Source organism: Bradyrhizobium tropiciagri (assembly GCF_001189845.1).
GTDB classification, from domain to species: domain Bacteria; phylum Pseudomonadota; class Alphaproteobacteria; order Rhizobiales; family Xanthobacteraceae; genus Bradyrhizobium; species Bradyrhizobium tropiciagri.
Genome location: NZ_LFLZ01000001.1, coordinates 276,057 through 301,565 on the forward strand (window position 1 = coordinate 276,057; position 25,509 = coordinate 301,565).

General features: G+C 56.1%; 16 protein-coding genes. 4 read left to right on the forward strand and 12 right to left on the reverse strand.

The genetic code is table 11. The features are described 5' to 3' along the window. Window positions 1–29 precede the first annotated feature (29 nt). The 4 genes from AKN84_RS50560 to AKN84_RS01320 all read right to left on the reverse strand — a co-directional run bounded on the left by AKN84_RS50560 (window position 30) and on the right by AKN84_RS01320 (window position 6,173). A complete protein-coding gene (locus tag AKN84_RS50560) occupies window positions 30–191 on the reverse strand; it encodes a helix-turn-helix transcriptional regulator (protein ID WP_157863229.1) in 162 nt (53 codons plus the stop codon). 568 nt (window positions 192–759) lie between these two features. Continuing rightward, window positions 760–3,594, reverse strand: a complete 2,835-nt coding sequence (locus AKN84_RS01310; RefSeq protein WP_050418969.1) for a Z1 domain-containing protein — start codon at window positions 3,592–3,594, stop codon at window positions 760–762. 6 nt (window positions 3,595–3,600) lie between these two features. After that, window positions 3,601–4,614 (reverse strand): PD-(D/E)XK motif protein, encoded by a 1,014-nt coding sequence (locus tag AKN84_RS01315; RefSeq protein ID WP_157863230.1) that lies wholly within the window; start codon window positions 4,612–4,614, stop codon window positions 3,601–3,603. Next, complete coding sequence (locus AKN84_RS01320; RefSeq protein WP_128970308.1) at window positions 4,599–6,173, reverse strand: ATP-binding protein; 1,575 nt, start codon at window positions 6,171–6,173, stop codon at window positions 4,599–4,601. The genes AKN84_RS01315 and AKN84_RS01320 overlap by 16 nt, the downstream gene beginning before the upstream one ends. A 609-nt stretch (window positions 6,174–6,782) precedes the next feature. Here AKN84_RS01320 and AKN84_RS01325 point away from each other — a divergent pair. Together AKN84_RS01325 and AKN84_RS01330 are read left to right on the forward strand one after the other, a co-directional pair. Further along, window positions 6,783–7,505: a DNA-3-methyladenine glycosylase gene (locus AKN84_RS01325; protein ID WP_202814654.1), complete on the forward strand. Its 723-nt coding sequence runs from the start codon at window positions 6,783–6,785 to the stop codon at window positions 7,503–7,505. A 58-nt stretch (window positions 7,506–7,563) separates the two neighbouring features. Continuing rightward, window positions 7,564–8,553: a hypothetical protein gene (locus tag AKN84_RS01330; protein ID WP_050418973.1), complete on the forward strand. Its 990-nt coding sequence runs from the start codon at window positions 7,564–7,566 to the stop codon at window positions 8,551–8,553. 33 nt (window positions 8,554–8,586) lie between these two features. Here AKN84_RS01330 and AKN84_RS01335 read toward each other — a convergent pair whose 3' ends face one another. Then, on the reverse strand, window positions 8,587–10,743 hold the full coding sequence (locus AKN84_RS01335) for a 3'-5' exonuclease (protein WP_050418974.1): 2,157 nt from the start codon (window positions 10,741–10,743) through the stop codon (window positions 8,587–8,589). A 230-nt stretch (window positions 10,744–10,973) separates the two neighbouring features. Continuing rightward, a complete protein-coding gene (locus tag AKN84_RS01340; RefSeq protein ID WP_050418975.1) occupies window positions 10,974–12,296 on the reverse strand; it encodes a hypothetical protein in 1,323 nt (440 codons plus the stop codon). Between the two features lie 169 nt (window positions 12,297–12,465). On the opposite strand from AKN84_RS01340, the gene AKN84_RS01345 reads away from it, so the two are divergent. Then, on the forward strand, window positions 12,466–14,148 hold the full coding sequence (locus tag AKN84_RS01345) for a PAN domain-containing protein (protein WP_050418976.1): 1,683 nt from the start codon (window positions 12,466–12,468) through the stop codon (window positions 14,146–14,148). Between the two features lie 374 nt (window positions 14,149–14,522). On the opposite strand, the gene AKN84_RS01350 is transcribed toward AKN84_RS01345, so the two are convergent. The 6 genes from AKN84_RS01350 to AKN84_RS44410 all read right to left on the reverse strand — a co-directional run bounded on the left by AKN84_RS01350 (window position 14,523) and on the right by AKN84_RS44410 (window position 23,709). Beyond that, window positions 14,523–15,530 carry an ABC transporter substrate-binding protein gene (locus tag AKN84_RS01350; RefSeq protein WP_050418977.1) on the reverse strand — a complete coding sequence of 336 codons (1,008 nt, stop codon included), beginning with the start codon at window positions 15,528–15,530 and terminating at the stop codon, window positions 14,523–14,525. Between the two features lie 41 nt (window positions 15,531–15,571). Next, window positions 15,572–17,272 carry a PAN domain-containing protein gene (locus AKN84_RS44405; protein ID WP_162240836.1) on the reverse strand — a complete coding sequence of 567 codons (1,701 nt, stop codon included), beginning with the start codon at window positions 17,270–17,272 and terminating at the stop codon, window positions 15,572–15,574. 183 nt (window positions 17,273–17,455) lie between these two features. Next, window positions 17,456–18,784 (reverse strand): trypsin-like serine protease, encoded by a 1,329-nt coding sequence (locus AKN84_RS48460; protein ID WP_050418978.1) that lies wholly within the window; start codon window positions 18,782–18,784, stop codon window positions 17,456–17,458. A 111-nt stretch (window positions 18,785–18,895) separates the two neighbouring features. Then, window positions 18,896–20,677, reverse strand: coding sequence for a di-heme-cytochrome C peroxidase (locus tag AKN84_RS01360; RefSeq protein ID WP_050418979.1), 1,782 nt, complete (start codon window positions 20,675–20,677; stop codon window positions 18,896–18,898). A gap of 87 nt (window positions 20,678–20,764) precedes the next feature. Further along, window positions 20,765–23,056, reverse strand: coding sequence for a M23 family metallopeptidase (locus AKN84_RS01365; RefSeq protein WP_050418980.1), 2,292 nt, complete (start codon window positions 23,054–23,056; stop codon window positions 20,765–20,767). Further along, window positions 23,053–23,709, reverse strand: coding sequence for a hypothetical protein (locus AKN84_RS44410; protein ID WP_128970311.1), 657 nt, complete (start codon window positions 23,707–23,709; stop codon window positions 23,053–23,055). The genes AKN84_RS01365 and AKN84_RS44410 overlap by 4 nt, the downstream gene beginning before the upstream one ends. Before the next feature lie 309 nt (window positions 23,710–24,018). Between AKN84_RS44410 and AKN84_RS01375 the strand changes: the two genes are divergently transcribed. After that, a complete protein-coding gene (locus AKN84_RS01375; protein WP_128970312.1) occupies window positions 24,019–25,353 on the forward strand; it encodes a hypothetical protein in 1,335 nt (444 codons plus the stop codon). The last annotated feature ends 156 nt before the right edge of the window (window positions 25,354–25,509 follow it).

Consider the following 25,509-nt stretch of genomic DNA (forward strand, 5'->3'; position numbering starts at 1 on the left):
CATCGTCGACGCCATGCTTTCGACAGGCTTTATGATGTGAGCATGCCGCGGTAACGACCTGGACTGCAGGCCATCCAATTCTGGAATGCCCAATAGAATGCGCTCGGCTCGCGGTATCCGAGCTCGATCGAGATCTCGCCGATCGATATGCGTGTTGTCGAAGGCAGCTCAACCGCATTGTCGCGCCGCACTTCATCCTTCAGGGAGGCGTGCGATTGTCATGGGTTCCGGTCATCCATACTGGCCCGACTGGATGCTCAAGAAGGACGGACATCGGCGGACAGTGCGCCCCGAATTGCAAGCTTGTTGCTGACAATTCGGAAGCGATGCTGATGGCTGTGATTGAGGGGCAGGGATAGTCCTGATACCAGACTGGCTGGTTGGTCCCTCCTTACACGAGCAAAAGCTCGTACAGGTCCTGCCGGGCTGGGCCGGAAAGGGCGACGGCGGTGTCCACGCGATCCTGCCGCTTGGACGACTGGTGCCGTCGAAGACGCGCGTATTCGTGGATGCGGTCTCTGAATCGATCAAAAAGGGATGACCACACCTGCTCGTAAAGTTCATCGCGGACCTCATAAGGTCCAAGAAACCTTGTGAGGAAGTAGCACGATCTTCGCAAGCAGATCGAGCGCCGTTGTACCAGTTTGGGCACAAACTGCGTCCGCGAGTGTGAGACACACTTCAGTAGCCCCGATGGGCTGGCACTTCACGCTAGCCAGTCTACGGAGGCAGTGCCTCGTCTCCGAGGACCAGCCCTAGCTACATCTTTACCTTGAATGCCTTTCTGCCAACATTGCTCGCCGTAGCGGGTAGGGCGAGGCCAAACCCCATTACGGGAAGAACCGAACTGGCCTTTTTCCCCGTGAACTCGATCTCCTTGGTCGGATAGAGCAGCATTACACCCGTGCGGCTCTTGGGGTTCAATTGAGGCGAGTCGAAGTCAATATCATTCCCTCCGACGAGCCACTTCGCGAACTTAACATGCGTTGGTGTGGAGAATACGTTGAAGCGGGTCGCAAATCTTGTACGGAAGATGCAATTGAACTCATCTTTGCCGGCGTGCCAGACTCCGGCTTGAGGGTCGTCACCGACTTGCGGCATTACAAGAACCCATGAATCAACCGGACACTCATTGCCGCTGAGGTATTGGATTTCAGCCTTGATTCCACTGCCGGCAGCATCCCAGGAAACTTTCTTCAGAACACTCAATACATCCTTGTGAGACGCAGTACTCCACTTGATGCTTATTCTGTCAGCGTTCTTGCCTTGACCCTTCACGTCCGATTGCTTGACGCGGGTGCTCTGCAGAAGCTCTTTGAACAGCTTTTCGTTGGATTTTCGGCCGGCGCCTGCCGCCGACTGGCTCGTGGGCTCACGATAGGAAAAGGCCGCCCACGTGATCTCCGCCTTGAACATCTTGTTGCGAGCGGTCGGACGAAGTTGCGGGTGCGAATTGAAAACAAGAGCCGGTACCTCCAAAGGGGTGATTCCGGATTTGCCGGCGTAGGTGGCCAGTTGTTCGCGAAAGTCCTCCTCGTCCCTGCACATGCTTTCAAACGCTTTGTACAGGTCCAGTACTTTCGGTCCGACGGGTACGCTTCTGCCGATGAACAGGCGCACGAGGTCCTGATATCCCTCGCGAAACCCAAACCAGCGTCCCATTTGCATGAGAGTGTCCTGCAGTCTCGCAGCTCGATAGAAATAGGAAACCGTTAGTCCCTGAATCGTGTAGCCGCGGGAAAGCTTCGCGCCTCCAACGAAGATCTTCCAGACACCTTCCTTTGCCTCGAACTGCGGGACGTCTGCATCGTCGTCGCTGTTGATCATGAGGACCGGATCGCCTCTGCGCATCTCGGAGAGCGCGGCGCCGAGTGCGGGCTTTAGCTCTTCGAACGTCTTGGGAAAGCGCAGATTTGAACTTTTCCCCCGGTCCTGCCAGACAGTCCTGAAATCCTCGAGCATCCCTTTCAGGCGCGTCATGCCAGACCCCGGCGAGTCATAGGCAGCTTTTCGCCACAAGGATCTGATCGCCTGTCTGGCCGAGATCTGGTCCGCTTTGAACGACGAGGTGTGAAAAAGCATCGTATGATGTTTGAAGCTTACGTTGCCTGCTTTTTCACGGTATTTCTTGAGTGCTCCCGTAAGAACGAACGCATCGATCGCTTCGGCTAGTCGATCGTCTGCGCTTCCGGTCGTCTTCGGGATTGCACACACATAGGCTTTTTCATTCGTCAATCGACCTGCCGGAACGGTGTCAAAGTCGTGAAACTCTCGCGCGCCCATATAGCCGATAGGTCGATCCAGCGAGAGAATAAAGTCTCTTGGATATAGATCGGCCGGGTCAGTTGGATCGACAAACACATTTGCAAAGGGCGTCGCCGTATACCCGACGTACTGTGCTCTCGGCAAGCGCTGAAGGATCTGCACAATGTGCCCATTTATCGACGACCGCTTTTTGCTGGGATTTTTCGCCGGATTGATCGTGTTCAGGGACGCTTGATCCGACTCGTCATCAATGATCAGCGCAGGAATTTCTGCGCACTTTGATGTACCGACCGATCGTAGATCCCGGACGAGCTGTTTCAGGCGATCAGGATTCTTCTTTACGACAATGATGCGTGCGCCGGCATGATCGAGGTTCTCACGATCGTACAGTGGCTTGAGCTTGTTCTTCTTCTCGAACTCAAATTCCAGGGGATTAAGCCCGGCGCTATGACCCTCAAAGTCTTGCGCTCCAGTCAGCCTGGTTATGTCAATATGGCCAAGGAGGCTTGGCATCTTGCCGTAGGATATAAATTTCGAAGGCCAGTCCGGATCGTCCTTGTAGTCGTGCTCATGCTCGGACTCGTCAGCTCCCCGCAATATGTTTTCGCGCCCGACAAGATCCATATCAAGTCGACGTTGGGTTTGATCGCGCAGGAGATTTGTGGTGCCGGACAGCACAATGATCAGGCGGTAGCCGGCGTCGATCGCCTTGGCAACCACGCCGGTGAAATTTGTAGTTTTTCCGCTTTGAACATAGCCAACGACAAGACCGCGTCCGCCCCTCGGCGCGACGCTCGCGGGATCCGCCAGTCTTTCGACAATCTCGGTCGTCGCAGCATCCAGGGATGCGAGTGATCCGTCGGGAATACCGCGTACCGTCTCCAAAAACGTTCTAATGCGCTTCCAGTAAAAGTTGTGGCTCCTCCGGAATTCAAAAGTGTACCAGTCTTTCGGAGTGTCGGGATTGTCGACCAGTATGTTGCCGATGCCTGGCCACGCAGGAATGTATTCGTCGAGAATACCCTGAAGCTTCTTTCCTATCTGGAGAAGCTCGTAGACTCGTCGCCGACGTTCGGGCGTATGTGGTGGCGTTCCGGCTGTCCAGGGTGCATCCGGCTCAAAATCCCACTCATTGAGCTGCCGGTTCAAAAGCTTGCGCGCCTCGTCATTCGGACTGAGCGGCAACCGCCGGGCTATTTCACGCTCAATATCGGCGACCTTGACCTTGTCCTGCTGTGCATAGAACGCTACCGCAGCGGATAAGGGGCGTGGGCCGCCAGACATGCCGCCGAGCGCGTTGTGCAGGCTATTTTCGAAGGTGGCTTTCATGATCTTTCACTTCCGGAACAGAATGCGGTCAAATTGGCTGCTGCCATCCAGAGCGCCCAAGCCGTCCAGGTTCAGCGCATATTCGACCTTCTCAATCCGTGCAAAGCGCGCTAACCCGAGCCCGGAAAGGGTATCGGGAACGATTACCGGGCAATTCTTGTCAACTGGAATGGCAGTCATGGGTGACCGGAGATGGTATCTCGCGCCGTATTGCGATGCGTCTTCATCCGCCCAACCGTGCTTTGTGAGATGGTGACGAATTGTCTCAACCGTCTGGGGGGCCATCGCTGAAGCGGTTGATAAGACTGACGCTATGAGTTGCGGAAGGGATTGGCTTCCCCGACCGGTTCCGAGCGTTAGTTGCACCGAAGCAATGGCCAGTCGTCGACCTGCTTTCGGCATCAATTGAGTAAGAGAGCCAATCTGATGAATTCGATTTTCGCCCCGAGTGGATTTCACTTCCACGTCGGTGGCGGGAAGTGTGAAATCATGTTCTTCCGATGCTGGACCTTGCCATGCATCAACGGCCGATCGCCATCCAATCACGCCCGCGACTCTCTTGAGAAACATGAGCTCGCCGAACAGGCCGGTCTGCACGCTTTCAGACAGGAGACGTTTCTGCCGGATCAGTGCTGACCAGGACGCTAGCGTTTTGGAGATGGCGCTCTCTACTGGCTCCTGATCGATCTGCACCCTGTCCGCAACGGTGCAGCAAAAGGCGTAAAAGTCCTGAAACAGACCCGGATTTCCAGTCGACACTTCCACCGCTGTTTGAGGCCCGGCGCCGACGTTGCGGATGGCAATTTCGGCAAGCGGGCTGGACAGGTCGCTTTTCTTTGCGGTGAAGAAGTGGGCTCCGATACGGCTCCCGCCAGGTGTGATAAAGAGCACCACACGAGGCGAACCCTTAATCGGTTCGAGCGATGGCAGGCCATCGCGGATTCGCTTCTCGAAGCTCTCCCAACGAAGGTGCCTGGAAGCATCGATTGGCCGCGAAGCCGATGTTACTTGCTTGCCCACTGCTTCTCCAGTTTCAGTGCAGCGTTCATCGCTGCCTGGAATGCCTGCAGTCGCAGGCGCTCGACCGGCCCGATTCGCATTCCCGCAAGAAGGGACTCCAGTGTGAAATAAAGAAGAGTGCGGAGGAGCGGAAGGTCAGTTTTGCCACCACGGGCACCACGAAGCAGCATCGAGCGGTACTTCGTATTCAACGTTATTTGCCGACCGTCCTGATCGATATCAATCAAGTCAGGTCCTGAGAGCTTTCCCCAGACCACCGAACAGCCTTCGCCGGGAAGAAATCGTATTGAACGTCGATCGAGAGCGTGTCGTACTTCTGCGGGGATGCCCACACCTGGCTGAAGCATAGGGCGTGCCTGTTGCTTTCCTCTTTGGCGATAAAGTTCTTCAGCCTTGCGGATATAACCGCGAAAATCCATCCCGTCTTTCGCCCGGGCGGAAAACACGGCATCCCCAAACGAAGCGGGAACATCAACGCCCGCCTTGTTGCTTCGCACTTTCAGGTACGTCTGCAAGCGATCAGGAATGTCGATTTCGACGCGGGCCAGGCTCAAGTGCGGTTCTGTCGTGCCAATGACGTCGCACCAGCCTCCATCCTGAATCAGCCGATCGTGGCGATAGAAATAGAAGCCCTGATGTTCGGATACTTTTCCAAGCTTATAACCTGGATCTGACGACTTCTTGCGCCAGATGTGACATCGCATCACCAAAGAGCCCGTCCCGGGTAATGTGGCCACGAAGTTCTTTGGGAAGTTCTTTGCGCCGTTGAGAGCCTTGGGTGGAAACGGATTTATGGCCAGGACTTCCGTCGCTGGCCCAACGTCCTGCTCGTCGATATCCTCAACATCGATATGTATGGTGATTTGTCGTCGCTGGAGAAATCGATTCAGCTTGAGACCAAGGTGATGCCGCATACGAAGGATTGCTCTTTCAAGATATCCATCCATATCGATGCGAAGTCGATCGAAGTCGTAGATGTCATCCCAGCGAACAACTGTTCCAACTGTTATCGGACCGACCAGACCCCACTCGTGATTCAGCAGTGCGGTCGCCGATTGGCTCTTCAGAATGTTGACTGTCCAGTCATTTGTCTTGATCCCTTCTTTCGTCCACTGCCGACCTACCGCAGCTTGCCCAGCCGCGCGCGATACGACGGTTAAAGTGTTTGCCTGGCTCAGCGACGCAGTCTTGAGTCCAACTCCGAACATCCCAAGATCCTTTGGACCGTAATTTCTGCGGGCAGCAAATTGCATGGCCCGCTTGAGCACGCCGGCATTCATGCCGACTCCGTCGTCTATGACGTATAGGCTTGATAAACGACGCTCCTTCTTGACAAACCGAACGAGAATATTCTTCGCTTTGGCGTCAATGGAATTGTCAACTAGATCAGCAATACTTGCTTCGAGCGGATAATCTTTCTCGAGTGCATCCAGAATGTCTGGAGTGGGGCGCAGTGTTTCTCGCCCTCCGATTTCCAGATCATTGGGTAATCGAGCGTCTGTGCGTACATTGACTTGAATTGATTGATGACGATTGCGCTTGGCCGGTAATGTCCCCATGACGTTCAGATTATCCGGAATTTGCGCGGCTTTCTATTGGACTAGCGGCGGAGCATTCATTCTAAGGTTGTCTTGACCTTTCGCTGTTCCCAGGCGCTCATGTCAAGTCGCATAGCGGCTGCAGATACTTGTTGCGGGCGTTGCTGCGATGCAGCATCTGTGCGAATCAGCTGCCGCTCCAACGTCACTTTGTACCTGATTGCCCGCAATCCCACCTGCGGTGCCCTCGCAAATTGATCTGGCCTGAAGGTAACGCTGCGAGCTTGCGAATGGCCTCATCAAAGCCCTTGTGCTTCCCACCCAGATGCCAGGTAGAAAATATCGAACATCAGGGTAGTGGAGGGCCGGTTGCGTGCTGGCGCAACGCTCGATCCTGAAGCACACAACGAGCGCCAGTTAACATGGGTAGGGAGCGCGCGAACCGAGCTGAGCCGAAAAAGCACTTAAGCGCGAGCGCGACATTGTTGCGAGCACGGCGGGTTCGAATCGCGCTTGCGAAAGCGCTCTCTGAACAGGACACTGTTCTATTGGAATCGACTCAGTCACGGCAGGCGACAATAGGGGTGTGGTGCAACGCCTTTTCCATGCCAACACTCGAAAGAGAGACAAGTGCGGGCTGATCAACCGTCCATTTCTGATCTGACGCCGCTTGCCCGCTCGTTTTTCATGGATGATGCGGATGCGGTGGCAATGAAGCTGATCGGTACGTTTCTCGTTCTCGATCACGGAATTGGCTATCCGGCGGGAGGGCGTATCGTCGAAACGGAAGCTTATGATGAGAATGATCCTGCGTCACATTGTTTCTCGGGCAAAGGTTATGAAGCCTCCGAAAGAGGCGGATCGATGCGACGTGCCGGTGGTTGCGCATATGTTTACGCCGAGGCCTGCCTGAACTTCGTCTGCGGACCGGAAGGTTTCGGCAGCGCTGTCCTCGTGCGCGCGCTGGAGCCGATCTGGGGCATTGACGCGATGAAGATCCGGAACGTGCCCTACGATCCGCGTGCCGCGACCGAGCACGAGCGGCTTTGTTCCGGGCCCAAGCGACTCGGTTGGTCGCTGGGAGTCTACAAAAATCAATTGAACGGACAGTCGCTCTTTGACCCGCCGTTTTCACTTTACAACCGTATTGCCCGGCCCGCGCTCATGTGCGGCCCGCGTGTGGGCGTTCGAGGATTCATGGACAAATGGCGGAAGGGATTGCCTCGGGAAGAAATCCAAGAAGGTGCTCAGCGGCGTTGGCGCTATGCCGATGGAGGCTCTCTTGCGTTCGTGAGTCTGCAGACAAATGACCGTGAGAGGATTGCATACCCTCTCTCACCGCTCCTGGACTAGCACGTGCTGCTTCAGCAGCTTCCGCAAATTTATTATTAGCAACGATAGCGATTGGATAATGTCTGATCTGACGTCTTTCAAACGGGGACTTTCGCGCCAGCAAATCGCTGGGTTGAAGCAGCTTTCTGATAGCTCAACCGACAATTGGTGGAAGGAGTTGCTGGAGACGAACGATCTTCTGCTAGCGGTCAGAGGCGGATACCTCAACGCATATATCAAAGGTCAAAGCGTCCTCAGGATCGGGTTCGAGAAGAAGGCCGTGGAAGTCGTCCAGCCCCGTCTTGCGATACACTATAAATACCTGGTGAAACCAGAGCTCGAAAACAAGGATCCATACATCTCGTTCGACGGAAGAGCGTTCGATCTCGACCCGACTGCCATTGTAAATACTCAATTCAAATCCAGGCTTACCCTGCCGCAGCTTATCAAGACCGCCGCCCGGTTTGCCGGCGCCGAAAAGAGCGGTGTGCACAAAATTGCGAGGAAGGAGCCAAAGGTTGTCGACCTCGAAATTGCCTTCACAAGAGCAACAGACAACGGCGACCTGTCCGCCCCGCGGATGGATCTCGCGGTACTGATACCAGGCGCGGGCGGAACAGAGCTGGCTTTCTGTGAAGCAAAGTGCGCTGACAACGGCGAGCTATGGAATCTGGAGAAGCGAGGGAAGGGGGAATCTAATGCAGCGTCCTTCCCGCGCAGCACTGCCGTCGTGGCTCAAATAAAGAAGTATGAGCAATTCATACAGAACAAGGACAATGAGAAGGGCCTGATTGATGCCTACGTCAAGGTTTGCAGAACGTTGGTGGAGATCGGTAGTCAAAGCGCCACCAGAACCGTAGACGATCTTGTCAAGCAAGTCGCGGACGGACGATCGCGGCTATCGATCCATCCTCATGTGTATCTACTGATTTACGGCTTCGACCGGGACCAGCGGGACGGGCGGCTTGCGAAAAGGCAGAAGGAGCTGCGCGATCAAGGGCTGAAGATAATTGCCAAGGGTAATCCCGGAGAGTTTCAACTGGCAAATGACATATTGCGTGCAAACTAGAGCGGACTTCATCGGACCAATGTGTGCGGACTCTCAAGCCGCTTCTGCGCTCTGAGCCAATTCCTCGTGTCGCTTTCGGTTGATCAGGTTCAGCAGGTGAACGGAAGCGCGCGCGTCGCAGAGGGCCCGATGATGATTATCGAGTTCGATGCCGTAGATTTCGCAGAGCTTCCCGAGCCCGTAGGACTTGTGTCCCGGATAGCGCCGGCGCATTCCCGCGCATGTGCAGAGCTTGGGAAACCGGAAACGACGCTCCAGCCGCTCATACTCGTACGCGATGAAGCCGTAGTCGAAATTGACATTGTGGGCGACAAAGATGCCGTCACCCATGAATCCCATGAAGCTCTCCGCCACGTCCGCGAACACGGGCGCGTCCCGCACCATCTCGTTGGTTATGCCGGTCAGCTGAACGATTTTGGCCGGGATCGGACGCTGCGGATTGAGCAACGTATGCCATTCGTCGACGACCTCGTGATTGCGAACCTTCACGGCGCCGATCTCCGTGATGCGGTCGCCGTTCGACCAGGCACCGGTGGTCTCGATGTCGACCACGACATAGTCCTGTTCGGGATCGAAGCGGTAGTCGACCCGACCGATCTCGGCGACGATGCCGGCGGCGCCGAGCTGGCGCAGGCGGGTCAGCTGGTTGCGCCGGATGACGTCTCCTTCCGCCTTGATCTCCATGAATGATGCTTTGCCGTCGCGCACGACCATCAGATCGGGGAAGCCATCCCTCATGCTGCGGAAGTCATCGCACATCGAGCGGACGACACGGGCAATGCCGGTGGGGTTGGTGCCTTCGAGCAGCGCGCGGAGCGCTTCCACTTGCACATGATCCCAGGCAAAAATCCCGTTGGGCCGTCCCCACCTCGCGGCGATGGTCCGGAGAATGATCGCAAGCGCCTTGCCGGATTCAATTGCCTCCAGCTTTGCATCGATCGACGGTGCGAACAGCCGGTGGAAGCTGCGGTCCTTCAGGCAATGCGGCACCCAGTCGAAACCGCTGGCCAGTTGGGTGGTCTCGAACAGCTCGTCCCAGAACAGAAGGCCGAAAAGGGTGTGCCACAGCACGTTCTCTGCATAGAATACACGGGAGCCCTCGCGCCGCAGGACGCCGGCCACGCCCGCTTCCGGGTTTCCGCGGTACGTGTCGTCGACCGTAATGGCGCGGCCCGATCGCAGGAGTTCGGTGTAGAGCCCCGTGCGCCGTCCTCCGAACTTGCGCGCGTAGAAGTCCGTGGCAAAGAGGTGCTCGGCATCGCTCGCAGGATCGTCGATCATACGCTGCAACAGTTCTTCGGCTTCGAGGCGTTCTCCCTCGCTGTAGAGCAGGCGCACCAGGCGTTCACTACAGTCGGGAGAGGAGCCCGCGCGATAGAGCTGGCGGGCGAGGGCACTCTCGTTGCTTTTTTCGAAAAACAGACCGGCCTGATGTGCCGCACGACTACGAAGATCAGCAGCGTAGTCCGTCGCGCAAGCGGGTCCCCCGAGCACCTCAACGGCAGCTTGCCGATAAACTGCTTCAGATTTTATATCGAGGCGATCCAGGAGCTGACTGTAGTAGAACGACGCCGTTGCCTCATCGCCGTCAGTGAACCGTGCGTTGAAGGACGTCTCACGGTTGGTGCGGAGAATGCCGAGGTCGCGCAGCGCAAAGTTCTTGAGGTCGATCTCGGTCTTGCCGAAGTAGAGGTAGAGAAGGAATTCGATGGGGCGCGTTCCGTCGAGCGCGATGAATTTGTGCCCGCCGCAGTGCTGCGTAGCAACCGAAAAGGGAATTTGCGCGAGATAGTACTCGACGAATTTTGGCTTCGACCATGACTTCCGGACGTCTCCGCGTCCGGCCGCTTGCGCTCCTGTCATCAGGATATCCCTGGGAAGACAGGTAACGAACGTCGGGTAGTCGGATTCCGTGAGCGTGCGAGCGTGGCCGGCTGCCATCAATTCAGCGGCTGCAAGTTCAAGATCGGTGATCTCCGGATAACTGAAGAGCGATCGGTTGAAGATCGCGCCGCGCCTGTTCACCATTCGAATGAGCAGGCACCGCGCATCTCGCGAAAGGCTGCCGAAGCGCGTGATGAACGCGCGGTGCTCGTCGCCGAGGATCGAACCGTAGGTCTTTTGCACGAACTCCAGCATCTCGACGAAGTGGTCGAGATAGTAGTAAGCGGGCAGCATCGGCAGCTTCATCCGCGCTCGCTCCGCCGGGCGGACCCGTGTCTCGACAGGGTCTCGTGAGCCGCATGAGGTCCGGGCACAACGAAAAGTCCCCGGAGCGCTGAGGTGGCGGTTTTGGCAAGCCGACTCATGTTCCAGTTTTGTTCTTGTTGTCGCGATTTGTCAATAGCGCCGGCGGAAGGCGGCGCGCTCATTAGTGGTGATGACGGAAAATCGGGAAAGAGGGAGAGCCGTCGTGCATCTCAGCTCTGTGGTGGTGGTTCCGCCTCAGCCGTCTCGTCTTTCGCTGGAGGGGCATCGCTTGCCGTCAGAAGTCCAGCCTGGATCGCCCACTCCAGCATGCCTGTTGACTTCGCGACCTCGTTCTCCTCGTCGATCGACCAGAGTTGCAGGCGAGGGGGCGACGAGTAAGCGTAGTAGCCGCCTCCGTATTCGTTGTCGGAGTCCTTTGGAGGTTCGACGAAACCAAGCTTTGCGGATCTCGCCGAAAGATCGAGAAACTCCGGGCTGGTGAGAGCATCGATCTGCCGGATACGTCGTCGAATCCATACTGAAATGCTCCCTGTGAGACTCTCCATCTCCGCGGTGGGGTGCTCCAGATGCGCAAGCACCGCGGTGAGCTTTGATCGCTCGAGAAGTTGCTCATGAATTGCATCGACGAACTCGAGGCGTCGCTTTTCGCGGGCATTGAAGGCCTCCTCTCGTCTGCGGCGGTCTTCCGCTTCACGTCGCCGGCGCTCGCTCTCTTCGGCGGCTCGCCGGCGTTCCCTGAGCAGCGCTCCGTGTTCGGCAAGGCCAGCGACAATCTCGGGCAGCATGGCTTCGACTTTTTGCGTCTTGCCGTCTGACCAGGTGCGGCGAAGTCCTGACCACAAATTGGCTTGAATGACGATGGCCAGCCGGCCGGACGGAGAATGATCGTATTTCGGCCAGGGATCCCTCGAATTGCCCCAACGAAGACTATCTTCCTTCCGCTTCAGCTCGGCTGTAGTCGGTTCGTGCGGTGTCTTGCGCGGCCGCTCTTCAATTCCAAAGACGATCGACACGTCATCGATCGCGAGCTCGAGTGCGGTCTCACTGGCAGCGGGGCGAAATCCTTCGGTTTCGGCGAGGGCGAAAAGCCGGGCCAGAAGCTGAAGAGCCCGGTCGACTGAGCCAGGCGCGATCTTCAGCGAGACTATGCCGCGCCCCTGGGCGTTCGTGAAACCCTCCGCGTCGGGGCGGGCCCTGGAAATTGCCCGCCGCGTCGCTGCCAGGATAGGGGGCTCCTTCACCGCAGAGCCGGTCGCGCCTTCTGCAACAGCAGGTTCAGCCTTCATCAGCCTCTCCCGGGCTTCCGTCCCTGCCTTGCTCACCTGTTCCGGCAGGTCTGGTGCGCTGGCGCCCGAGATGCGCACCTGGTCAAGTCTTGCGTCGGTCAGCTTCGGCAAGGACACCCGGCGAACGGGTTTCTTATGCTCGAGCTTCGCCCAGTATCCTCGTTCGGGAGTAGGAATCTTGTGGCGGTTGCATGTCTTCTTGAGAGCAGTGCTGGTCACGCCATACTCGACGGATACCTTTGTCATCGGCCTTGACCAGACTTGTTCATATAGCTCTGCACGAGAAATCGTACGCACCCACACCTCATAAAGCCTGCGGAAATTACGCGCTGAGGATTAGCACAGCCCTTGTGACTGAGTACACCTTGACGGCGAGTAGCATTTGAATTTCAATCTGATAACAACTGGAGGGCAAATGATCAATTTGAAGCGCACTCTGGCAATTTCGGTCATCGCTGCGTTGCTGGCTGCGCTGATGTGTGCTTGTGCACCGGCCAATGCAGCCACTATCAGCGCTCCCGGATTTCATGTCTCGGCATACAACAAGAACAACAAGGTGGACGCGTACTGGCCGAGCGATCCGGTAAAGTGCGATCTGGTGCTTGATGGCGAAATCGTCGAGGGAGATGCCGCCTCGCTGAAGCGAGATTTTGAAAAAATTGTTGGCACGTTCAATTCGTTCAGCTTTTTTCTCTGCCTTCGCAGTGGCGGGGGAAGTACGAGCGAGGCTCTCAAAATTGCCGAGTTTGTCCTGGAAACTCAGCGTCCTTCGATAGCAACCGTTGTCGAGGATGGGCAGACTTGTGCTTCAGCTTGCGCGCTGGTCTTTCTGGCTGGGAATGCTCCCGCCAGGAAGGGCGCATGGCCGCAGCGATTCCTTCATCCTCGCGCCAGGCTTTTATTTCATTCCTCGCGCGTCAATCTGGACAAATATTCTGACGACGCATTGCTACTCTATTTAACGGCGGCCGCTTCCCAGAAGAACCTGAAAGAGACGGTGACCGGCCTTTACAAGAGCGGACTGCGAGACGTTCAATCAATTATGAGCACCTTTAAAAAGGAGGTCTATGAGACGGAAAATTTGAGCGGACCCTGGGTGCCACCAAGTCTGTTTCTCGAAATGTTTTCACAGGATCCCGAGGAGTGGGTTTGTGTGGATACCATTGACGCGATTGGTAGATGGAACATCCAGGCATTTGGATATTCGCCGCCAAAAGCGTTATCGAGCCAGAACTACTTGAACGTTTGCCATAGCGCGTACAATTGGCGGTTGGACAGATTTGTTGCAGACGACGATAGCAACGACAACGATGCTGGCAAGATCGCAGTCAAGACCGTCAAACCAAAAAAGCAAAAAAATCAGGATCCGGAATTTGACGTTCAGTATCGTCTGCCCTACCAGGCTCCGCTTCTGCCCTTGACCTGTTCGATCAAAGTCAGATACGGCGACAGTGGTGTACTCGATCAGGAGGCGGATTTAGAAGTATCATTTGAAGGCGGAACAGCGCTCGTCTCCAGGCTGAATTCTACCGCATTTTTCAGTGCAGAAAAACTTCTGTGGGACTTTGGAAACGAGGAGCCAGCCAAAGCCGATGCAGGCGCAGAGAAGTCCTTCGCGAGCTATCCGAACAGTCAGATGAATGGTTGCACGTTCAAAAACATCAAAGGCGTAGATGAAAAAGCCTGTCAGTCGGCATGTTCGCGGGACGCCATGTGTGCCGCCTATAGCCACAGCAAGCTGACATCGCTCTGCGAGCTTAAGCATACGCTCACCGCTCGGCGGCTTGATCCAACGCGGACTTCCGGAGTGCCGTCCGAGGTAAAGTCGATTGAATCCTCACGGGAAGTCCGGATGAAATTCAAAACCCTTGAAGATGGCAAGCGCCTGCGCGGCAGCGTAATCAGTTCGGTAAAGATCAATGACGATAGCGGAAACCAAGGTGAATTGTGTTCCAGCAGCTGCCAGCTTGATAGCTCCTGCCTTGCGGCCGATATCGAGTCGGGCTCCAGCCTTTGCCGGAAGTTGTCGTCCGTGGATGGACTGACAGCGGCGCCCGCCAACCAGGCAGTGGACACCTACGTCAAATCACAGCAATGATTTGATTGGCATCAGCTTCCTGAAAGGAGCGCGCCCTAAAGCAGGCAGATCGCGATGAGCGTACGGCGAAGCTACGGTCGCCAAGTCAGGGTGGTACTCAAGCTATCCACATTAGAGTAGGTTGCTACTGCGGCGATCACGACGACCATAGCCCCCTACAACTGGCCCGCCGCCCTTGGTCGAGTTTAGGGTCGGGAGAATTGATCGTCGGCAAGCCGGGCAGCTCCAGAGGTGTCGTTCGAGTAAACCGGACCGTCATCCTTAAGTCGGAACCTTGGCATCGCGTTCTCGATTGCGCTTTAGATATTTCCGAGATCGCGGAGCAGTCCTGCAGAAAATTATACATGTATCGCTAGAAATAGAATAAATGGCACCTATTGGGCCAATGCCCATGCGCCGCTGTCGAAAGTGACAAGTGTCCAGGTGCGCTCTTTATGCAAAGATCTAGCCACTGCAACCTCCGTTGCTTCGCGGAGCGCTTTCCGAAAGGAAATACTTCCTGGTTGCTCCTTCTGAAGTATCGAGGGAATCAATTGCTCGAGCATCCTGCCGGCATCGAGGGCATTTGGCCCCAGTTGATTGGGTAAAGTATGCTTCGCGAAGATCGTGAAAATGATATCCGGAGTTGCTGGAAAAATCGCATTTGCAGCATCCTGCGCGGGGATATCGACGACGTGGTCGGCGGCTGATCCATGTGTATGATAAATCAGGCCGTTATATCCAAGCTGGCGCAGCATTCGTTGTACGGTTACGGCAGAAGCGCCGGTTGCAGCGATGAGCAAAGCATCAGTCTCGGCATTGATAAACCTTCCGACGGGAATATCGACGGATGAACCGCCACGAGTGAAACGTTGCACCGCGCTTAGCTGAAGACCATACTTCACCTCAGCATCTTGAAGTGCATTAAGCCATAAATCTCCCCACGCATCAGAATAGCCCAGGAATCCGATGCGCTTAATCGCATGCGATTTCATGTGCTCAAACACTGCATCGGGCAGCGAATGCGGTGCATCAGAAGTAGTGGGTGAGTCGAAGCCTGCCGAAGTAACTGCGCCGATGACCAGATGGGCGACGTTATTCTCGCGAGCAACGCCGTCGATAGCGAGCCGCTCATTCGGCGATAATGAGCCTGATACAAGCGCATCCACATTATGCTCAGCAACAAGGCGCTTGGCCTGGATAGCAGCTTTCCCGGGATCGCCCTGATCGTCGTATCGAATCAAGGTGATTTTCTCGCCGCCTATCGTCTTGGGCCAGTCTTCGAGGCCGTATGTGGAGCTCCAGATCGCCGACGGACCCGTGGAAGACAAGATCACTCCAATCAATACGTCGCCTCGCGCCGGTGACGTTGCGACTGATGTCAAAGCCAGCAGCATGCCCATCCGGAAAACCAGACGTATTTTCTTTATCAGAAATATGTGGCTCACTGCTGCCGCTTCACTTCGCTATACCCGTAACCGGGGTGAACATCACTGATATCAGAAAACAACTGACATTGGCCGCTATCTCGAGATGCATTCTGCTCGAAATACGAATAGCCAAGACAGTCGTTATCGTAGTTGCATGCGCTTGCGCATTGATCCCGGGACGAGAGTGACAAGACTTGCCTCTGTTCACCAATGAGGTCTCGGCCAAAGTGCATTCCGCGCGGCTCCGGTAGCGGCGATGTGAGGACCAGGCCTCGTTTCGAGGTTGGAATGTCTGTTGAATTTGAAGCGCGGACACCGGTGCTCCAAAGCGGATCAATTCGGACCGCGGTCAACGTATGTTTCAGTTCGCAAATACGCTCAACTTTATTGAAGCTGTAGGCGGAACATTCAGAATTGGCCCCGCAGGCCTTCTCACAACTGTTTCTGTCGTACTTGCTTAGTCGGCTTAAGTTGCATCCCGACATTGCTTGATTTTGATAGATACGAAAATCAGCCATCGACGGCTCCCCCTTTGAACTGGGGGCAATGGGTAATGTGTCCAGCGCGTTCTGATCGGCGTCAAGATCCGACAAAACCGTATTCGGGGAAAAAAATGCACTCGCCGCCGCACTCTCGATGTTTGACACCCGACGATCCGACGAATCTGTGTAAAGGACTTTTGCCCGATCGTTTGCGGTCATCTCAACTACACATTGAGCGTAATTTCTTCCGATGACGGTGGCTCGAAAATCGAAGCCCTCAGACCAGACATTGCGATCCCCAATATTCTGATCGAGAGGAGGAAAGAAGACCGGTAACTCGTCCTCAAATGGACCTTTTGGTTGCAAGGCAGAACTGTCTTGTCGCCAATAGAACGTATTTTCGCAAACGTTGCGGAGCATTGGTTTGTTTACTTGCTTGGGAACAGAAATACCGAGGAGCTGGATATTCCATCGCCCGACCTGATCGACATTATCGATGCAAAGTAGCTCTGCTGGATCCTGTGCGAAAGACTCGAGGAAAAGGCTTGGCCTCACCCAGGGCGCGATCAGGTCGCCGCGCCTCGTTGGCGCACTATTAAACAGTTCGATTATTTGCCGAAAGTCCTCCAATCCTTCTCCGTATAACTGGTCCAGGTCCCGCTTCAAACGATCGCGGTCGAGATCGAAAAGGCGTTGCAAAACATCGGGGTCAAAAGAAAGGAAGGATGCATGAAGTATCAGTCTTCCTTGTGGGTGCAGGAAACGTGCTGGCGAAGTCAATGCGCTTCCGGCTAAAAAGATAAATGTGCAGGCTGATGCGCAGGTCGAGTGTGCGTCGACAATGGTTGCAATTACTGAGTCAAATCCGGCAGCGAAAGTGAGATTTCGTGTAGTATCGGGCCCTAGCCACCTAATGTAGCGCGCGATTGCCAATGCCTCCCTGACATCTCCACCCTTGCTATCGAGGCACACAAAAATAGTCCGTCCTCTGTGGTCTTGCTTCAACCTGCTGACTATCGTCGCAAATCTGTCCGCGTCACCTGGTCTGATCGCGCCGGTCAACTGAACGTCGCATTTGACCGGGCTCGATGGCACGGCATTCGAAGCAGTGCCGAACTCGGGATCTGGTCGATCCAAGGCAACAATCTCAGCACCCAGCGTCGCGGTAGTGAAGGTCGCAACTAGTCCTGCTGCTGCGACACCGCGCAACGTTGGGCGAACGAGCTTCAGCATCGATCGTTTGAGGCGTCCGGGCGATAAGAGCATCGTTGGATAATTCCCGACGCATTGGCTTCTGATGATGCAACTTGAATCTGAGGAAACGGTGAGAGACGCATGCGCTGGAAATGCATGCTTAAGTCGAGGCTGCCACCGACATATGCAGCCAGCTACTCCAATCGACGGATTTGACGTCCGTCACCGAAAATCAGGCGGCCGAGACTTGCGCCAAATCCTGACTGTGTTGAAGAATGTGGCAGCCATCCGGGGATCGGGGCTTGTTTGAGGTGGTTCGCTCGGAATGGGGTCACTGACTGTCATCGAACGAACTGCCCTGACTTTCGAGCCATGCTCTGATCGGAGGCGCGCCAAGCAGAACATAGATGCCGCCGGGACCGCATTTTCCGCTTGGGTCCACTGCGCGTGAGGTAATCCCCACCAGATAGAGCTTTGTATTCTGTGCGGATACGTAAACCGGTCCACCACTATCGCCTCCGCAGGTATCCCTGTTGAGCCTGCGGCAACCAGCTCGTATGGAGTTTTACATCTGAAAACCTGGCTGTCTGGAATGTTCAGCGCTGACGTTCCACCGCATTGATAGGACGCGATGACGATATTTACCTGATACTTGATGCCGATCACGCCGCCCGCGCCAGCGCTGTTGTTTTTTCCGAATCCTACGGCTCGTACTGAAGCTGAGTTTAGAACCATCGCCAGTCCACCGATTGCACGCGGGGGCGCGGTCGCGGGCTTCTCAAGCTTCATAAGAGCCAAGTCTCCCAGGCTGAGATCTTGTTTGATCTGCGCGCACCTTTGAGCTGCCTGATCCGGCGTCGCGCTGAAGAGTAATGATTTCTCTTTTACAATGTTTATTCGATCAGTCGGAGCAAACGCCGAAACACCGAAGACCACCTGGTCCATGACCCCGTCGCAATAGCAATGCGCGGCTGTGACAACAAGATCTGGTGATATCAGCGTTCCAGAACAGAGCTGGTTATTCCCGACGATGGCGACGCTATCCTGAAACAGATCCGTCGATGCAATCGGAACGCCCGTCCAGACGCGGCCATTATCGGTATCGAGCCCCGCTGGCGCAATGGGCGGAAGGGGCGCCGATCTTGCCTTGTCGACTACAAGCTCGTCGCTCGAAGAGAAAATCGAGCGGGGGAACAGAGAGGCTAGGCTAATATCGCCCCGATCGAGAATCTTCTTCACGTTCGTCCCGAAGGCGGAGGTGAACTCTACATCTCGTACCACATATCCCTTCTTGATCGCCTGAAGCTGTGCTTGGGGATCGAGCGATGGAGTTGAGGTGCCTTGTGCGTTGTTAGCAGTATTGGGCTGCAGCGTAGAGATGATTGAATTTGAAGAGGCTTTTGTAACTAGGTCCGTGACCACCGTTGCAAGGGGCACGTTTGACGAACTGGAGATCTGCTTGCTCAGATCAGAAGCTGTTTGCGAAAATGCCAGGTTCGTCTGAGCCAGAAGTCCTGTCCACCCAAGAAAAATTGCCAAAAGGGTGCGCATAAATAGTCTCCTCTCAAAGAAAGGGTCCCGCTGAGTTTTGCAACAAATCTTCCCGACGGCTAGTCCTGTCGTCGAATGCCCAGGTCGGGCAGCGACGTCGGCACAGGCGTCTCACAAGGTTTTCAGAAATTCGAGCAAAGCTCTTTTGTCCTCATCGCTCAAAGCCGTCCCATATTCATGGCCGCATCGGCTGTTTCCGGAATTGAGGTCCGCACAGTCCGTCAGGTGTCGTGCTTCACTCGACTGGGCCTGAGTCGTGGCAAGGCCAACGTTATTGATGTCGTATTCTGGTCCCACGCTGAACTGCGGGTTGCGCTGGGCGGATGGCTTGAGCAAGTCCGCAAGAGTAGCAACTGAGCCATTGTGCAGGTACGGCGCAGCGGCCCATATGCCCTGTAAAACTCGCGCTTCGTAAGCGCCCCTCGGCGGGATCGGGCTCGGGGCAGCGCGTTCTGTCCCTTGCTGCTTCGCCAGCTGCGATGCCTCAAACGTATTAGGCGTGTTAAAGGCTAAAGGCAGATCTTGTAGAGTCGGTGGCAGTTGCGTCACGCCTGACAGGTCCGCTGATCTAGCCGATCCAGGTTCGGAAAAAGCGGCTACACGGGCGTTCGTGGAAGCGCCGCCACCGGTCAATATGTGCTCCGCAATTGAGCCAATGACCGATGTTGCCAGAATATTGAGAGCCAGATCCTCTTCCTGCAACGGGCTGGTCGCCAGCGGGATGAATACGCCCTTCAGGACGCCCGATCGTGCCTTCCTGGATAGGATATCGTACTGGCGCGTGTCTGTGCCAGCCACTTTTATGGGAGTGCTCCACGTCTTGCGTCGTATGCCATCCGCGATTCCATGGCAGTCGGCGCATCCGCCTTCTGGAGTATGTCGTTCAAAGACCAGCTTTCCCTTGCCGGCAAGCTCGGCATCCACTTTCCACGGCCACCGCGGTGGACCGATCTTCCTGACAGTCTTCTCCAGCTCGGACAGCCCGTCAAAATTGGCGGAATTGTTATTGAGGAAATTGACTATCAGGAGTTCACGCTTCGGCTCAAACGTTGCGAACACGCCTAGCACTTCGCCCACATTTCGGGCCAATCCCAGCAGATCACTTCCGTTGCCGGCAAATCCAGCCCACTGAGTAAAGTCCTGTATCGGAGCGTTCCAGAGGAACGGGTATCTGACCGGCGCGTCTGCTCGCTTGATATTCTCCGGAATCATGAAATCAGGGGGAGGGCCGATATCAAGCCCTGACACACGGTTGAAAATCATCCCGACTGCATCAAGTCGACCGGTTCCCCAGGTGGTCGACGGCAATGCACCCGCTATCAGTGTGTGAAAGCGCCGATACCAGGCGTCGACCCGCAGTCGAAGTGCTGCAACATCGGGAGCAGCAGGGGCGGGAGATTGCAGGACAGCGGCTGCGAATGGCGCAAACGATGCGTCGCTGGCGACGACGGCGCCGACCGCCTTATCCAGATCGCTCAGGAAGGCATGGAAGTCCACGAGGGCCGGTCCGCCGTCAATGCGATAGGCTTTGCCGTCAACTTTGATCTGGCGCGTGTGACAGGCGGAGCAGGTCATTCCCACGGTCTGAAAGCCTTGCGGGCCGGAGGCGTGAAATCCCACGGGTAGACTGTCGGTATTGTCCTGGTTAGGCAGGTAGCCGTAACGGGACAGGCCATCGGCGAGGAATGGTTGGCCATTCTCTTGTTTAAGGGCCTGTAACCAGGACAACGCGATCAGCCGTGATCCCTGGTCGCGTGAATAGAAGTCGGTTCGCGCTGCCGTCGTCCAGCTCTGACCTTGATCGACATAGACAGGATTGGGATCAATCCCCTGGGCACTCGAATTTGTTGCTGCGAGAGCCGTCACGCCAACAATCAAAAGAATGCGAAGCATTATCTGTCCAATCGAGTTTGCAGTCTTGTCCTGTTGACCTGCGTTCGTGCAATGGTCCACGTCCTGAGCGAATACAGCGGCTTGTTTCTACCTAGTGGAGCTCAGGTCTGGCCGGCAAATGGTCTGGTTGAGCTTGCAGAGCTCGCGCTGTGAGTCGAACATCTGATTGGTTAGTTGCAGTTCGCGTTGCAGCGCAAGGACGCGCGTTTGAAGACTGCTGTCATCCGGCACAGCGGGCGCGGGCGTCGGCGCTCCAGTAAGGTCTGCGACCTTGCGCTGCAGGTCTGCGATCCGCAAATTGGCGAGCTGCAGCTTCTGGTCACGGTCACTCAGTCCCTGCTGCAGCTCGGCCATGCGCGCTGCCAGCTCCTTGATCTGTTGCTTCGCCTGGTCCAGCGAGGCTACTTCACCTGCAGACGTTCCCGGGCCAACCGCTGTGCCAGAGCTGGCGCAGTTGACATAGGATGACAGGTTCTTGAACGCGGCGAAGTTCACTTGGCCTGTTGTGCTGGTCTCGACGTTGGCACTTTTGAAGTCGGCAAGAACGTCGTTGCCGAGCTGAATGCCGCAGTCAAACTGCTTGCGGGTGACGACCGGTGTTCTGCCTGACTCCAGACGAAACATGGTGCGCGCTAGATTCCAGCGCACGTCCGCGCTGGACAGGTCGAGCAGATCGGTCTCGGTGATCGTCCGGCCAAAGAATTCGCTGGCAAAGTTGAGATAGGGGCTAAGATACGTCTCGCGGACGAAGTCTTCGCTGCGATCCGCTCCTGCAATCCCGCGCGCGACAGCGCTCATCGTCGGCTTGCCGCTTACGCCAAATCCGCGCGTCCCTAGATCAGGCCCGTTGACCGCACGCTGCGTCAGCCAGTACCACCACGCGCCAACGCCTGTTTCTGCCGTCTGGAAGGTGATAATCTGGTCCGCATTCTTGTCGGTCAGGATATCCTTGCGGACTCCCGGCCATTCGCGAATATAGCGCGGCATTTGCGCAAAGGAGAGGCCGCCTGGCACAGTGATTGCCGTAAAGTTACACGAACGCTCGCTCTTTGGAGGAATTTCCTTGCCACCGACAATGATGGGCTGTTGTCCGGCGGGTAGCGAAAATGGGCAGTTCACATCTACCGGAGGGAGATCGGGCTTGGTTGGCGTGTTCACAATCGCTGCGAAACGCAAAGTCTCGTGTCGCGATGATCCAGAGGGATTGCATCCTGAGTCAAGTGGCTGACGGTCGCCCTCGAGGATGATCTCGGAGTCGCTGAAGTTGACTTTGCCCGTCACGCCGAATTTGGGGTCACCGCAAGCCGAATTGAAGTTGATGGCTTGACCCGTCAAATCTCCGTTGGCGGCCAGTTTCCCCGTCACCAGAACAGGAGTTCTCTGGGCAGATTGTTGCAGTGATTGCTTTGGCCGAACATAGACGATCTCTGCGTTTTGCGTTGCCGCGTCCAGCGTCAGGCCCATCTCCGAGCAATTGTGGGTGTAGCGTGCCTTGAAGGAGCGATCCTTGGTGGCCGCAAGGGGAGCAGCCAAAGGCTCGCTACAGCCCGTGCCAGCACCGGACACGTTTCCGGGATCGACCTCCCGCTCTGGATCACGTAGCAGCACACCGCTTTCGACCATGTCGGGAAGTCGCCACTCGCGGCGATAGGCGGCTATCAGCGACGTATAAACCGGCATCTTCACCTTGGCGCGGAGATCCGGGTGTGTCGCCTTGCATTCGAAATGAAGATGGATCGAGGTCCCTCCGCCTGTCATCAGGTTGGAAACCTTGCCGATCACGTCGCCTTTCTTGACGGTTTGTCCCACTTTCAGAGCAGGTGCCGGACGCAGGTGCAGATAAACGCATTCGTTACCGTTGTTGTCCGCATCGCGGATATTGACTTCGGACGTACCGGTGCCGGAGACGAACGTTACGATGCCGTCGGCCCAGGCGACGATGTCAAAAACGGCGTTGCTGGGTGCGTTCGGGCGGATATCGACGCCCTGATGTCCGCGATGCGACGTATTGGGGCAGAGTGGCATGTCACCGCCGACATGCTTGGATTCGCAGAGAGTATCGGTCCAGGGATAGATGTAGAGCCGGGAATCGTTGGTCTCGAAGCCGCCTGGAATGAAAACTTGGCTGTTGGCAAAGGCACGAAGCGGCTTGCCATCGCCAGCCGCTTCCGGACCAACCCTGATAGGGAATTTCATCTGAGGAAAGAATGCGCGTCTGTCCTTGACACCAGCATCGCCCGCAAACGTCATGACGCCAGGGGAGTGGTAGGTGAAGTTCTCGTTCAACTGCTGGGCGCGCGCGAGTTGGGCCATATTGACGTAAGGTGCGGCTGTCGCGCAGAGAAGTGCGCAATAGAAGATCGACCGGAGCCGGCTCATTGTGGGCTCCCTCCGCGCAGGATCAGTCGCCCGGCGAGAGCGCAGCGCGCTGCGCGATTTCGGCAGAAGGTTTCCGCTTCCTCCGTGCAGCGCCCGACGATTTCGTATGGGATCCGGTTGAGGCTGAGCTGCATGTCGAAACGGCCTCGGGTGTCCGTCTCGGTGCTGTCGAGACCGCTCTGGTCGGAGCACTCGTCCGGTGTCCTGACATCTGTCGGAAAGTCCTGATCCGGCTTGGCTGACCTATCTCCACTGATGGAGATGACAACGCAGCCGTAATCGTAAGTGTCCGTGTACCAAAGTCCGCTGCCGTCGGTAACGGGTTTGGGCTCAGCCAAAGTTTTGGCACAGGACGGCCAGGCGGGAATCGATCCGGACAGTTCGCCGGAGCGGGCGCGCGATTGCTCGTTAGAAGTGGGTTGATCGATCCTTCCGCTCAGACCCCAGCGAGGGAGCGAAAGCGGCAACTCCGCATCCCGGCTTACACTCTCGCTGGATCTTGCCGAACGCTGAGACTCGAGGGCGTTTTTGGCTTTCGCCAGTTCAGGGCTGTTCCAGTCGGGGTCGAGCAAAACTCGTTCAGCGGCAAGGCCGGGTGAAAGTGTCAGTGCAAGCCCGAAACACAACCCGATAGAGTTGCGAAAAATTGCCATTCAAATGCTCCAGCCCTGAAAAAGCGACATCGGTAGAGGCGGTCAGAAGGCAAGACAATATCGTAACGGCTTAAGGAGACGTGCAACGGTTGGCCCAATCCTGAGCTCCGTTGTCATCGCTGCGTCGCAAAAATCTGATGCGAACTCACATCGCGCCAGCGGTCTCATTGGCGAACGGACGGGAGTTGGCAAATAGTTCGATCTTTGATTGAATATACCCGGGGGGAGCGAAATTGCAAACGATCACCTTGAGATTGTGACAATAATTGCGACCGTCGATTCATTGGGCAATTGATAATGGAGGTTGGAATGCCACGCGTAGCGAAACTCCTGCTCCTTGGAATTGCTGCGACCACGTTTTGCCGCTCGACGGCTGAAGCGCAGGATGCAGACAAGCCGAACAACTATGCCGCTTTCACTACGGCGCTGTCGGCGCTTGCCGTATCGAACCAGGACGCAATTCAGAACGAGCGCAACGCAGCGCGCCTCGAATTTGTAAGGCAGCAGGTCGCGAACAAGGTGTTGGCGGCGTTTCCGGCGGATTCCTCGAAAGCCCCTGTCACTGATCCCAACAATACATTGTCCATAGCTGGCGTTGTGGACGAGAGTTCCCTGCTATGCGGATTTCGCAGCGACAAGCAAGAGATCGTCAAGAGCATTTCCGGTCGGGACAGTACGGCGTCTATAACCGTCGATCACCTGACTACGCTGGCGCAGCAAAATTATCTGACCGCTGTTGCGGGCAAGCTCCAGGCGCTGGCTGCGCCCAGCAAGGCCGATGATATCTTTTCTGCTTTCAAGTCATTGTTCGCGACCTATCAAATCACGGTTTCGGCGCAGCCCAAAGTGGATGAAAAAGATCGCACAAATATAAGGAAGAGCTGCGAGGCGGATCTGAAAGAATTCGATGCCGCCTTCTTCGGCGCCAGAATTCCAGAGGCGCCATCCCCAGGGGGGCGATCAGCGTCCGCCGTCATCGGGGCGGACCAACTAAGTCTATTCGGACCGGTTGGCGCTTTTGCCGGTACGATCATGGGTATTATCCAGCCGGTCCTGGTAGATTTCGCTAATCTGGCTTCCGATTTCGAGAAGAAGAAGGCGATCAAAACTTTTCTCAGCGATACTTCCAATCAAGGCAAGCTTCGTGACTCCGGTCTTGGTCTCGGCCGCACGGGCTCTGATTACCTGTTTTCGAAGCGGCTATCGCTGGCAGGGACCTTTGCCGAGCAAATCGCGGTCTTAACCGGCGATTCCCTGGATCTGGGCTCGAAGCCGGTGCAAGCGGCCTGTCCTGCACCATATGACGCGATGTACCGTCGTGGCTCGGACGGTCTGCCAAGTGCCCAGTTCAGGCGTTGCTATCGTGCGGTGTGGAGCCATTTTGAAGACGGGATTACAGCAGCGCTCAAGACGGCGGCCGCGTATGACCAGCTCGCAGACGCCGGCGATACCTCGACCCAGCTGAACGGCTATAAGGCGCTCACAAATGACTTTTCGAAGGTCGCTGATGAGAGCGGCGCAGTCGACTTCTGGGATACCGTATCGAAGATGTTGACCTTTGCCGGCGCAGTCGAGACAGCAGTTTCGCAAGATAATCTGAAGAAATTGCAGCAATCGCTGGATGCGATCTCAAAGGGAAAATAGGGGCGGCCCCACGGGAGAAAAATCGGGCATCTTCCAGACGGAGAATGCGCCAGGACGAGCCGCTGACGGCGTTGTTGCCGTCGGCGAGCCGTCGGTTGAGGGTGGGAGGCATGCGATCGCGCTCCATCGCTACACGTGATCCGCAAACGTTTACAG